This window comes from Streptomyces sp. IBSNAI002 (assembly GCF_052244475.1).
In the GTDB taxonomy this organism is placed as follows: domain Bacteria; phylum Actinomycetota; class Actinomycetes; order Streptomycetales; family Streptomycetaceae; genus Streptomyces.
In genome coordinates, this window is sequence record NZ_JBQPXG010000002.1 from 1,003,365 (window position 1) to 1,015,156 (window position 11,792).

Below are 11,792 nucleotides of genomic sequence, written 5' to 3' on the forward strand. Positions count from 1 at the left end.
CCGCCCCGGTCCCGGCACAAGGCCGGCCGCCGACCCACCGAGGAGCATCAACCCATGTCCGCGACGCTGAACCGCCGCCGTGCCGCCGCCGTGCTGACCGCCGCCCTGCTCGTCCCGCTGGCCGCCTGCGGCAACGGCGGTGACGCCAAGCCGGCCGCCGGTTCCGGCAGCCCCTCGGCCTCCGCCTCCGCCGAGCCGAAGGCCGCGAACCTCACCGTCCTCGCCGCCTCGTCCCTCACGGACGTCTTCAAGACCGCGGGCGCCGCGTACGAGAAGGCCCACCCCGGCACCAAGGTGACCTTCTCCTTCGCCGGTTCGCAGGAGCTCGCCGCGCAGGTCAAGCAGGGCGCACCGGCCGACGCCCTGGTCACCGCCGACACGAAGACGATGGACGGCCTCAAGGGCGAGACCGGCGAGGCCAAGGTCATCGCCAAGAACCGCCTCGTCATCGCGGCCGGCAAGGGCAACCCGTTCAAGATCGCCGCCCTCAAGGACCTCGCCGACACCAAGATCAAGGTCGTGCTCGCCGCGCCCGAGGTCCCGGTGGGCCGCTACAGCAAGGAGATCCTGGACAAGCAGGGCATCACGGTGAAGCCCGTCTCCCAGGAGCCCAACGTCCGCGCCGTCCTCAGCAAGGTCGAACTGGGCGAGGCCGACGCCGGTCTCGTCTACAAGACCGACTCCGCCAAGTCCGGCGACAAGGTCGTCGCCGTGGACATCCCGGACGCCGAGAACGCGGTGGCCTCCTACCCGGCCGCCACGCTGAAGCAGTCCAAGAACCCCGAGGCCGCCGCCGCGTTCGTGGCCTGGCTGAGCACCCCGGAGGCGCAGAAGATCCTCCAGGACGCCGGTTTCCAGCAGGCGTAGGCCCCGGTCCGGCCGGCGGCGGGCCCCTCCTGGCGTCCACCGCCCGCCGGCCGCCTTCACGCACCGAGTGGGGCTGCCCGGTCCGGGGGGACGGGCAGCCCTTCGCCGTGTACGCGGCCGGCCCGCGTACGCTTCCCGCAGCCGCCCCCCGAGCCAGGAACACCCGATGAGCAGACCCCGCACCCGCACCCGGCCCCCCGTGACCCTGGCGCTCCCGGCGCTGCTCGCCGTCGCGTTCCTGCTGCTGCCGCTGATCGGCATCCTCAGCCGGACCCAGTGGGGCGAGCTCGGCACCCACCTGACCAGCCCCGGCGTGGTCGAGGCCCTGGAGCTCTCGCTCGTCGTGTCCTTCTGGGCGCTCGGCCTCTCGCTGCTCCTCGGCGTGCCGCTCGCCTGGCTGCTGGCCCGCGTGGAGTTCAAGGGCAAGGCGCTGGTCCGCTCGCTGGTGCTGCTGCCGATGGTGCTGCCGCCGACCGTCGGCGGTGTCGCCCTGCTGCTCGGCTTCGGCCGGCGCGGTCTGCTGGGTCCCTGGCTGGAGGAGACCTTCGGGGTCACCCTGCCCTTCCACACCTCGGGCGCCGTCGTCGCGGCGACGTTCGTGGCGATGCCGTTCCTCGTCATCAGCCTGGAGGGCGCCCTCGGCGGGCTCCGGCAGAGCTACGAGGAGACCGCTGCCTCGCTCGGCGCCTCGCCCGTCCGCGTGTTCTTCACGGTGACGCTGCCGATGGTGGCCCCCGGCCTGGTCGCGGGAGCCGCGCTCACCTGGGCCCGCGCGCTCGGCGAGTTCGGCGCGACCATCACCTTCGCCGGGAACCTGCCCGGCACCACCCAGACGCTGCCGCTCCAGGTGTACCTGCTGCTCCAGGACGAGCCCGAGGCCGCCACCTCCGTCTCCCTGCTGCTGCTCGCGATCGCCATGGCCGTACTGATCGCCCTGCGCGGCCGCTGGACGGGCACTCCCGTCACCCGCAAGCCCGACGGGGCTCCGGCGCCGGCCGAGGAGCCGTCCGCACCCGCGCCCACCTCCGCATCCGCGCCCGTAGCCGCGTCCGCGTCCGCGCTCCGCTGTGGACCGGTGGACGCCGCGCCGGCCGGGGGCGGGCACTGGTCGCTGCACGCCACCGTCACCGGCTTCAACCGGCTCACCCTCGATGCCGAGCCGGGCACGACGATCGCCGTGGTCGGTGAGAACGGCGCCGGGAAGACCACCCTGCTGCGCGCCCTCCTCGGCCTGACCCCGCGCGCCCACGCCGAGCTCAGGCTCGGCGACACCGACGTCACCGCCCTGCCCCCGCACCGCCGGCAGGTCGCCTGGGTTCCGCAGGACGGCGCACTGTTCCCGCACCTGAGCGCGCTGGCCAACACCGCGTACGGGCTGCGCGCCCACGGTGTGGGGCGGGCCGAGGCCCGGATCGAGGCCCAGGCCTGGCTGGACCGGCTCGGCGTCGGGCACCTGGCCGCGCGCAGGCCCGCCCAGCTCTCCGGGGGCCAGGCCCAGCGCGTCGCCCTCGCCCGCGCCCTGGCGGCCCGCCCCCGGCTGCTGCTGCTCGACGAGCCGCTCGCCGCCCTCGACCAGACCACGCGGGCCCGCGTCCGGCACACCCTGCGCACGCACCTGTCCGGCTTCGGCGGGGTCTGCCTCATCGTCACGCACGATCCCGTCGAGGCGGTCTCGCTGGCCGACCGGGTGCTCGTGCTCTCCGACGGGCAGACCCTCCAGGACGCGCCGCCCTCCGAGGTCACCCGGCACCCGCGCTCCCCGTGGGTGGCCCGGATGCTGGGGCGCAACGCCTGGCCGGGCACCGCGTCCGCGCACGGGCTGAACCTGGCCGCCGGGGGCCGCCTCGTCGTCGCCGAGGCACTGCCCGAGGGGGCGCAGGCCCTCGCGATCATCGCCCCGGAGGCGGTGTCCGTGCACCGGGACCGCCCGGGCGGCAGTCCCCGCAACGTCTGGCCGGGCATCGTACGGGAGATCACGGCCGTCGGCAGCAGGCTGCGCGTGCTGATCTCCCCGGAGGAGGCGCCCGACCTGGTCGCCGAGATCACCCCGGAGGCCGCCGCCGAACTGGGCATCGTCGACGGGGCCGCGGTGTGGACCAGCGTGAAGGCCACCGAGGTCACGCTCGTACGCCTGTAGCGCACCCCGCCGGAATCGTTTGGACGCAGGTCAGCGGGCTGGCATATGTTCGGCCCTGCCTGTGCGCCCGCCGTCGGGCGGCATCCGCAGTTCACGCGTTTTCCCGTGGGGGGTCCTCCGTCATGTCCTTCAGCGCGCCCGGCTCACCGCCGCCACCGCCCGGCCCGTACCAGGGCCAGCCGTATCCGGCCCAGCCCTACGCGGGGCAGCCGCACCCCGGGCAGCAGTACCCCGGGCAGCCGTACCCTGGCCCGCCGGTGTATCCCGGCCCGCCGCCGCCCGTCGACGTGCTGCGCTCCCCGCAGGGCCTCGCGACCGCGCTGACGGTGCTGCTGTCCGTAGCCGGCGCGGTCAACCTGTTCTCGGCCGGCGCGAACCTGTTCGCCTGGTCGCTGATGAAGGACCTCATCGCCGACGCCGACGGGGTCGCGGAGGAATCGCTCGCGCAGTCGGACGGGCTGACCGCCCTCGCCGGGGGCCTGCAGCTCCTGATCCTGCTCGGCACGGCGACCGTCTTCATCATCTGGTTCCACCGCGTGCGCGTGAACGGCGAGATCTTCCGCCCCGACGTCTTCACGCTGGGCCGCGGCTGGGCCATCGGCGCCTGGTTCGTCCCCATCGGCAACCTGTTCCTCCCCTTCCGGACCGCACGGCAGATCTGGACGGCCAGCACCCAGTTCGCACCCGACGGCTCCCACCGCCCCGTCTCCGCCGCGCCCCTCACGGCCTGGTGGCTCGTCTGGGTCCTCGCGGCCTGTGCCGACCGCGTCTTCTCACAGATGTACAAGCACGCCGAGACCCCCGAGGCCGTGCGCGACGCCTCCGCCGTCGGTGTCTTCTCCGACCTGCTCATGGTCGCCGCCGCGGCGCTCGCCGTGCTGTTCGTCCGCAAGCTCACCGCCCTGCAGAACACCAAGGCGGTGCAGGGCCCGTACGCCGCCGCCTGACGAAGGTCAGCCGGCCGCCGGCTCCGGGGCGGTGACGGCAAACTCGCACCACACGCATTTCCCGCCGCCCCGGGGCTCCACGCCCCACGCGTCCGCGAGCCGCTCCACCAGGAGCAGCCCGCGCCCGGAGACCGCCCAGTCCCCCGCCTCACGGCGCCTGGGCAGGGCGCTGCTGGAGTCCTCGACCTCGACGCGGATCCGGCCGTCCGCCGTCAGCCGCATGCGGACCTCGGCGGGGCCGTCGGTGTGCACCAGGGCGTTGGTCATCAGCTCGTCCGCCACGAGTTCGATCTCGTCGGCCCGGTCCCGCGCTCCCCAGGCGGCCGCCGCAGCCCGGATCAGGTGCCGGGCCATCGCCGGGCCGTCCGGGTCACCGGGTTCCAGTCGCTGGCGCAGCGGGCCGCCGCCGCGCCCGGCGGGCGTACCGCGGCGGCGCAGGACGAGCAGGGCCATGTCGTCCCCGCCGCCCGAGTCCCCGACCAGGTCGCACAGGACGTCGGCGAGTTCCTCCACGTCGACCGGGCCGCCGCGGACCGCGTCCATGAGCTCGCGCATACCGGTGTCGGGGTCCGATCCGGGCCGCTCGATCAGCCCGTCCGTACACAGCAGCAGCGTGTCACCGGGGTGCAGCTCCAGGCTGGTGACCGGGTAGCCGGAGCCGGTCCCGGACTGCTCGCGGGCCGGCAGCCCGAGCGGCAGCCCGCCCGCCACCTGGATCCGGTGGCAGCTGCCGTCCCCGCGCCGCACCACCGGGTCGAGGTGGCCTGCGCGGACCATCCGGAGCATCCCGCTGATGAGGTCCACCTCGGCGTACGTGCAGGTGGCGAAGCGTTCGGTCTGCAGGTCGCGCAGGAAGGCCGAGGCCCGCGCCATGGCGGTGCCGGGGGTGTGCCCCTCGGCGATGTAGGCGCGCAGCACGATGCGCAGCTGGCCCATGACGGCGGCGGCGTCCGTGTCGTGGCCCTCCACGTCGCCGATCATGACGCCGACCCGGCCCTCGCCGAGCGGGATCACGTCGTACCAGTCGCCGCCGATGTCCCGCCCCATCCGGGCGGACCGGTAGCGCACGGCGATCAGCGCACCCGGCACCTCGGGGATCCGGCGGGGCAGCATGGCCCGCTGGAGGCCCTCCGCCAGGTCGTGCTCCTGCTCGAAGAGCATGGCCCGCTGGAGGCTCTGTGCGATGCCGCTGCCGAGCGCCATCAGGACGTTCCGCTCCTCGGCGGTGAAGTCCCCGTCGCGGGTGTAGAGCAGCCCGAGCGCGCCGATGGGCCGCCCCTGGGCGATCAGCGGCAGGTAGACCCCGCTGCGGACGGACAGCGGCTCGATGTACGGCCACAGCTGCGGGTAGCCCAGCTGGAACTCCTCCCGCGAGGCGAGGTAGACCGGCTGCATGGTGCGTACGGCCTCGCTCATCGGGAACCGGGCGTCGATGCGCGTGTACTCGATCTCGGGCACGTACGAGCCCAGCTGCCCCTCGGCGACCAGGTGGATGCGACCGCCGTCGACGACGCCCAGCATCACGCTGACCGCTCCGAGGTGGCCGAGGGCCTCCGGGTCCTTGAGGACGTCGGTCACGTCGTTGACGGTGCGGGCGTGGGCGAGGATCGCCGTGGTCCGCTCGACGACGCCGGTCATCCGGCGCCGCCCTTCGGCCCGCTCCCCGGCGGCGCCGGGCTCGCCGGGGTCGTGGGCGGCGTCGCGGAGGATCCCGATGACCCGGTACGGGCGTCCGCCCGGGTCCCGCATGATGTGCCCCTGGATGTGGAGCCAGGCCAGGGTGCCGTCGCGGCGGCGGCCGCGGACGTAGGCCCCGTAGTGGCTGTGCCCGTCCTCGAGGGCCCGGGCCACGCGGGCCCCGAGCCGGGCCTCGTCGGCGGGCGGGATGCGGGGGCGGAGCCCGGCGGTGGTCCCGTCGAACTCGTCCGGGCGCAGCTCGAGGACCTCGAGGGCGGTCGGATCGAGGAACATCCGCCCGCTGTCGAGGTCCCAGTCGAAGGTGCCCATGCGATTGAGCGCCAGGCTCGTGTCCGGCCGCGCGGGCCAGTCGACCTCGGGATTCTGTCCCCACTGGGCCATGCAGCCAGCGTCTCACCCTCCGCGGGCTTTCTCCTCATATCGGGACCCCCTGGTCCTCGGCCCCCTCTCCCGGGACGAGGACCGCCGGGCCCCGCCGCCCCGGCCTGATCCGGTCCAGCCCGCGGCCGGGTCCGCCGGAGGCGCCTGGCCACACCGGCCCCTAGGGCCTGTCGTCAAACTCCCGTCTGCCCCGCGACGCCTGGCACGCGCTCTCGCCGCAGGGCCGCCCTCCGGGCGACGACGGGAGTTTGACGACAGGCCCTAGCCGTCCGGCGAGGTCGCGTCGTGTACCAACAGGGCGATCTGGACCCGGTTGTTGAGGTCCAGCCGGGTCAGGATCCGGGACACGTGCGTCTTGACGGTCGGCAGCGCCAGGTGCAGTTCCCGTCCGATCTCCGCGTTGGACAGGCCGCGCCCGACCCCGAGCGCCACCTCCCGCTCCCGCCCCGCGAGCAGCTCCAGCCGTTCGCGGGCGGCGGTCACCCGGGTGTCCTGGCCGGTGCCGGCCGCCACCCGGTCGATCAGCCGGCGGGTGACCGCCGGCGAGAGCACCGGATCCCCGGCGGCCACCGCCCGGATCGCCGTCACGATCTCCTGCGGCGGGGTGTCCTTGAGGAGGAAGCCGGCCGCCCCGGCGCGCAGCGCCCGCAGGACGTGCGCGTCGGTGTGGAAGGTGGTCAGGACGAGCACCTCGGGCGCGCCGGGCAGGGCCCGCAGCGCCGCGGTGGCGGCCAGCCCGTCGACTCCCGGCATCCGGATGTCCATCAGCACCAGGTCGGGGCGGTACGAGGTGACCAGCGCGGGCACCTCGGCCCCGTCCGCGGCCTCCGCGACGACCTCGACGTCCGGGGCGCCGCCCAGCATCAGGCGCAGCCCGGCCCGGACGATCGCGTCGTCGTCGACCAGTAGTACCCGGATCACCCGCGCCCCTCCCTGCGTTCAGTTCTGCCAGGGTAGCCAGGCCTCCACCCGGAAGCCGTCGTCCGCGGGACCGGCCGTGAGGCCGCCGCCCGCCAGCCGGGCCCGTTCGACCAGCCCGACCAGCCCCTGCCCGCCGCCCTCACCGCCCACGCCGGGCCCGCGGTCCGGCCCGGTCTCCGGCACCGGACCGGGCGGCCGGCCGCTGTGCACCTCCACCGTCAGCCGCTCCCCCGGGACGCCCGCCACCTTTACTCGGACCGTCGCGCCGGGCGCGTGCTTGCGCGCGTTGGTCAGCGCCTCCTGCACGATCCGGTACGCGGTACGGCCCGCGAGGGCGGGCGGCGCGGGCCCGTCGGGCGGTCCGGTCAGCTCGATCCGGCCGCCCGCCTCCCGGGCCTCCGCCACCAGCCGTTCCAGGTCCGCCAGCTCGGGTTGCGGCCGCCGGCCCTCGGCGGTGTCGATGCCCGTTCCGGACCGGAGCACCCCGATCACCTCGCGCAGGTCGTGCAGGGCCAGGTGAGCGCTCTCGCGGATCACCCCGGCCGCCCGCGCGGTCTCGGCGGGCGCTGCGCCCGGGTTGTACTCCAGGGCGCCCGCGTGCACGCTCAGCAGCGACAGCCGGTGCCCGAGCACGTCGTGCATCTCGCGGGCGATCTCCTCACGCACCTCCATCCGCACCCGCTGGGCCCTCGACTCCGCGTCCGCCTCGGCCAGTTCGGCGCGTTCCCGCAGCGAGGCGATGAGCTGCTGCCGGGAGCGCCGGAACAGGCCCCAGCCGATGGCCCCGGCGATCAGGGCGAAGTACGTCACCGCCGGGCCCGCCCGGTCCTCGGTCATGTCCGGCAGCCGCCACAGGAACAGCGGCAGCGGGGCGAAGGCCAGCGCCGCCACCCAGGCCGTGACCCGCCACGGCCGGGTCGCGGCCACCGTGAACACCGCGACCAGCGCCGGGCCGGTCAGGTAGTGCGCCTGCGTGCCCGCCAGCAGCAGCACCACCGCGAGCTGCACCGGCCAGCGCCGCCGCAGCAGCACCGCCGCGCAGGCCAGTCCGCCGGCCGCCTGGTCCGCGGCCCGCCACGCGGGTCCGACGCTGTCGGCGACCGGGATGGACTGCGAGCTGACGGCCGCGAAACAGGCGGCGAAGAGGACGAGGGCCAGGTCGGCGGCCCAGTCCCGGCGGGTGCGGGGGATCCGCTCGATGCGGGCGATCCGGTGGAAGCCGGGGACGCGGGGGAGGCGGCGCATGTCCCGGAAATCTACGCGGCGCGGGCCGTGACCGGGCATCCGCGCGGCGAACCGGATACTTAAGTACCCTCCGCGAGCGCCCAACGGCCGATCCGTCGCCCGACGCGGCCCGCCTACCGTCGGAGCATGACCTCCACCTCACCGAAATCCCCCGTGACGGCCGTGACCGGACTGATCAGCTTCGTCCTCGTCGTCGGCGGCGCGAGCGGGCTGCTGCACGAATGGCTCGGCTGGATCCACTTCATGGGCTTCGTCCGCTTCCTGGTGCCCGAGGGCTACGAGGTCTACGGCTACGTGGTGATGGCGGCGCTCGGGATCGCGGTGGGGGCGGCCGGCGACGCGCTCGCCGGACGGCGGCGTACGTAGGGGCCGCCCCCTCCAGGGGGGCGGCCCCTACGGGCTGCCGCTACTCCTGCTGCTGGTTGGGCTCCTGCTGGTCGGGCTGTTCCTGTTCGGGCTCCTCGGGAGCGGGCGGCTCGGCGGTGGGCGCCGCAGGCGTGGGCACCTCAGGTACGGGCTCCTCCGGGGTCGGGACGGCCGGCGGCGCCGGAGTCGGCACCGGTCGCGGCACCTCGGGCGAGGGCGGCGGGGGCGGGGGCGACGGGGCCACCGAGCGCGGCTCGGTCGGCGGCGCCGAGGTCGGGGGCTCGGACGCCGGGGTCGGGGACGGGGACCGCGGGGTCGGGGACGGCGTCGGTGACGCGACAGCTGACGGCGACTCCGACGGGGTCGGTGACGGGGTCGGTGACGGCGTCTCGGACGGGGTCTCCGACGGGGTCGGTGACGGTGTCCCCGAGGGCGTCGCCGAGGGGGTCTCGGAGGGCGTCTCGGACGGCGACGTCAACGGGCTCTCGGAAGGCGTGCCCGAAGGCGTCTCGGAGGGCGTCTCCGAGGGCGTCTCGGAAGGGGTCGTGGACGGGGTTCCGGAAGGCGTCTCGGACGGGGTCCTGGACGGGGTCTCCGTAGGCGTGCCCGAAGGTGTCGGCGTGCGCGGCGACCCGGTCGGTGTCGGCGTCGACGGCGACCCGGTGGGCCTGGTCGGCGTGGGGAACGACGGGGTGACCGTGGTGATCGGCGGAGTCGTGAACACGGGCGGCGGCACGCGCCGGTCGGGCGTGCTGGGGCGGTCGCCCCGCTCCCGCTCGTACCAGTGCCCGTTGCGCTGGTCGTAGATCACGAAGTTGTTCACGATGGACACGGCCGGTGCGATGACGACGACCCGCGAGGGCTGGTACGCGTTCCACACCTGCCCGAACCGCTTCGGATTGGCCTTGAGCGCCACCGGCGGGCCGAGCGGGTTCCCGCACGCGCACCGCACCCGCGGCACCCCGCGGTCGTCCACGAGCACGGCCGTTCCGGCCTGGAGCACCGCCTGGTAGGAGGTGGCCTTGCCGTCCCGGAAGCCGTGGTTCGTGACCCGGGTGTCCATCCGCAGCTGCATCGGGGTCAGCGAGCGGAGGTAGCCGGGGACGGCCCCCGTCTGGAGGCCGGAGACCGAGGCGAACGCACTGTTCCTGGCCGGCTGCCCGGTCAGCACCTTGATCTGCTTCTCGACGTCACAGCTCGCGACGTTCCTGGTGCCGGCGTACACGCCCGGCGAAGACCCGTTGACGGTCGGGGTGCCCGCAGGGGCCGTGGTGCCCGGACGCGTGGCGGCGGGCGGCGTCTGCGTCTCCTGAGGCTTCTGCTGACCGGTCGGCTTTCCGGTCTCGGTGGGTTTCCCGGTCTCGGTGGGTTTCCCGGTCTCGGCTGGTTTCCCGGTCCCGGGCGGTTTCCCGGTCCCGGGCGGCGGTGGGGTCTCCGGCGGCGGTGGGGCCTCGCTCACGGCGGTGGACTCGGTGAACGGGTCCGGGCCCGAGGCGGCGACCGGCTGGAGGAACACCTCGCCGCCCTCGGCGGTGCCGGTGGGCCGGGTCAGCACCACGGCCAGGGCCACGGCCGCGGCCACCGCGACGAGCGCGGTGGCCAGCCGGGGTATGGAGCGCCACCACGGGCCTTTGGCCGGGCCACCGGTGCCCCCGGTGCCGCCGGCGCCCCCGGATCCTCCCGTGCTGCCGGGCCCACCGGTCCCCCCGGGCGGCCCCGAAGGCGGGGGCGGCGGCGGAGACCCCTGCTGCCCGCCCGAGAGCGGGCCTGACGGCGGCCCGGTGGGGCGCTCTGACGAGGGTGGTCGGCCGGAGGGTTGCGTGGTCACGGGCTCTCCTTCACAGGAGGAGTGAGTTCCCTGCGGACCATTGTGTGCGCCGTCCGGGTGGTGCCCGCAAGCCGAGAGTGCCACGGTTGCAGGGTGAGCCAGACACCGAGATCACCGTCGTCCGGGGGCTCCGCAAGGGCATGGCGTGACGCGCTCGTCGCCGTCGTCGTGGCCTTCGTCGTGATGGCCGCGGTCGCCGCGGCGGGTCTCGCGTGCGCGGGCGCGGGCGATCTGCCCGGCGGCGCGTTCCCCCGCGTGACGGCCGCGGTCGTCGTGATGGCGGCCGGCGGTTCGGTCGAGGTGTCGGGCGGCGCCGGCTTCCTGGCGGGGGCGGACGCGAGCCTGTCCGTGCTCCCGCTCTCCGTGAGCCTGGCCGGCGCCCTCACGGCCGGCTACCTCTTCCTGCGTCCCCTGCACAACCGGGCGGTCGCCCGGCCCCGCGAACTCCTCGGCCGGGCCGCCCCGTTGATCGTCCTGTGGCTGCTGGCCCTGACCGGCACGGCCCTCCTCGCCCGGCACACCTTCGGGCTCTCCACCGGCGACTCCCCCATCGGAGTGATCGGCGAACTCCTCGACTCCGCCCCGACCGTGGGCTTCCGGGCCGACCTGCCCGCCACGCTCCTCTTCGGACTGCTGTGGATCCTGGGCCTGTTGCTGGTGGCCCTGCTGGTGTCGCGCCGCGCACCGCTGCCGGTCCGGCTGGTCCGCTTCCACGCGGCGGTGCGCCCGGCCGCCTTCGCCACCGTCGCGCTGCTGCTCGCGTACGTCGTCCTCGGCATCGGGGTCGGCGTGGTCGTGACCCTCACGCAGGGCCACGGTGCCCGGACCCTGGCCGTGATCCTGCTGGGCCTGCCGAACCTGGCCTGGCTCGCGCTCACCCTGGGCTTCGGCGGCGCCTGGGAGGGCCGGGTCGAGGGCCCGTTCGGGCTGCCGATGCCGCAGTTGCTGGACGAGGTGCTGCGCGGCTCCGACCTGTCCACCGTCGACATGGCCTCGCTCGCGGAGCGGGACTCCCGGGCGTGGTGGCTGGCGGCGGTGGCCGCAGTGATGCTGCTCGGCACGGGCGTGCTGGCGGCCGTACGGTCGCCCGCGCACGTCCGGCCCTGGCAGCACGCGCTCCACCTGGGTGTGGCGCTGGCCCTCGCCACCCTGACGGTCTGTCTGCTCGCGCGGGTCCAGGCCCGGTTCGGCCTCTCCCTCCTGGGCATCGGTGAGGAGGACGGCCTCGGCGGCGCGGTGGAACTCGTCCCGGTCCTGTGGCGCACGGTCGGCCTCGCCCTGCTCTGGGGCGCGGTGGCGGGCTTCCTGGGCGGGCTGCTGGCCCGCCCCCTGCGCCACCCCGGCCGCGTCGGGGAACCCGCCGCGGTCCCGCGGTAGCCCGCCTCTCCGCTCATCTCCGCTC

9 protein-coding genes are annotated in these 11,792 nt (G+C 75.2%); 5 read left to right on the plus strand and 4 right to left on the minus strand.

Features of this window, described 5'->3' with window-relative positions:
• Nucleotides 1-54: 54 nt before the first annotated feature.
• From modA to ACTVZO_RS04855, 3 genes are all read left to right on the plus strand, one after another.
• Nucleotides 55-867 (plus strand): molybdate ABC transporter substrate-binding protein, encoded by an 813-nt coding sequence (gene modA, locus ACTVZO_RS04845; protein ID WP_443297160.1) that lies wholly within the window; start codon nt 55-57, stop codon nt 865-867.
• Nucleotides 868-1,033: 166 nt separating this feature from the next.
• Nucleotides 1,034-3,004 carry an ABC transporter permease gene (locus tag ACTVZO_RS04850; protein ID WP_443297161.1) on the plus strand — a complete coding sequence of 657 codons (1,971 nt, stop codon included), beginning with the start codon at nt 1,034-1,036 and terminating at the stop codon, nt 3,002-3,004.
• A 122-nt stretch (nt 3,005-3,126) separates the two neighbouring features.
• Complete coding sequence (locus ACTVZO_RS04855; protein ID WP_443297162.1) at nt 3,127-3,951, plus strand: DUF4328 domain-containing protein; 825 nt, start codon at nt 3,127-3,129, stop codon at nt 3,949-3,951.
• A gap of 6 nt (nt 3,952-3,957) precedes the next feature.
• Here the strand turns inward: ACTVZO_RS04855 and ACTVZO_RS04860 are convergent, their stop codons facing one another.
• The 3 genes from ACTVZO_RS04860 to ACTVZO_RS04870 all read right to left on the minus strand — a co-directional run bounded on the left by ACTVZO_RS04860 (nt 3,958) and on the right by ACTVZO_RS04870 (nt 8,196).
• Nucleotides 3,958-6,030, minus strand: coding sequence for a SpoIIE family protein phosphatase (locus tag ACTVZO_RS04860; RefSeq protein WP_443297163.1), 2,073 nt, complete (start codon nt 6,028-6,030; stop codon nt 3,958-3,960).
• Between the two features lie 261 nt (nt 6,031-6,291).
• Nucleotides 6,292-6,951 carry a response regulator gene (locus ACTVZO_RS04865; RefSeq protein WP_443297164.1) on the minus strand — a complete coding sequence of 220 codons (660 nt, stop codon included), beginning with the start codon at nt 6,949-6,951 and terminating at the stop codon, nt 6,292-6,294.
• Nucleotides 6,952-6,969: 18 nt separating this feature from the next.
• Nucleotides 6,970-8,196 (minus strand): sensor histidine kinase, encoded by a 1,227-nt coding sequence (locus ACTVZO_RS04870; protein WP_443297165.1) that lies wholly within the window; start codon nt 8,194-8,196, stop codon nt 6,970-6,972.
• A gap of 126 nt (nt 8,197-8,322) precedes the next feature.
• Here ACTVZO_RS04870 and ACTVZO_RS04875 point away from each other — a divergent pair, with 126 nt between their 5' ends.
• Nucleotides 8,323-8,562 carry a hypothetical protein gene (locus ACTVZO_RS04875; protein WP_443297166.1) on the plus strand — a complete coding sequence of 80 codons (240 nt, stop codon included), beginning with the start codon at nt 8,323-8,325 and terminating at the stop codon, nt 8,560-8,562.
• A gap of 40 nt (nt 8,563-8,602) precedes the next feature.
• Here the strand turns inward: ACTVZO_RS04875 and ACTVZO_RS04880 are convergent, their stop codons facing one another.
• Nucleotides 8,603-10,144 (minus strand): DUF6777 domain-containing protein, encoded by a 1,542-nt coding sequence (locus ACTVZO_RS04880; protein ID WP_443297167.1) that lies wholly within the window; start codon nt 10,142-10,144, stop codon nt 8,603-8,605.
• A gap of 339 nt (nt 10,145-10,483) precedes the next feature.
• On the opposite strand from ACTVZO_RS04880, the gene ACTVZO_RS04885 reads away from it, so the two are divergent.
• Nucleotides 10,484-11,767, plus strand: a complete 1,284-nt coding sequence (locus ACTVZO_RS04885) for a streptophobe family protein (protein ID WP_443297168.1) — start codon at nt 10,484-10,486, stop codon at nt 11,765-11,767.
• The last annotated feature ends 25 nt before the right edge of the window (nt 11,768-11,792 follow it).

Bases quoted from the DNA above. Each gene is read 5' to 3' on its own strand.
- ACTVZO_RS04850 (WP_443297161.1), top strand. From the start codon at position 1,034: ATGAGCAGACCCCGCACCCGCACCCGGCCCCCCGTGACCCTGGCGCTC.
- ACTVZO_RS04870 (WP_443297165.1), bottom strand. From the start codon at position 8,196: ATGCGCCGCCTCCCCCGCGTCCCCGGCTTCCACCGGATCGCCCGCATC.
- ACTVZO_RS04860 (WP_443297163.1), bottom strand. From the start codon at position 6,030: ATGGCCCAGTGGGGACAGAATCCCGAGGTCGACTGGCCCGCGCGGCCG.
- modA (WP_443297160.1), top strand. From the start codon at position 55: ATGTCCGCGACGCTGAACCGCCGCCGTGCCGCCGCCGTGCTGACCGCC.
- ACTVZO_RS04875 (WP_443297166.1), top strand. From the start codon at position 8,323: ATGACCTCCACCTCACCGAAATCCCCCGTGACGGCCGTGACCGGACTG.
- ACTVZO_RS04855 (WP_443297162.1), top strand. From the start codon at position 3,127: ATGTCCTTCAGCGCGCCCGGCTCACCGCCGCCACCGCCCGGCCCGTAC.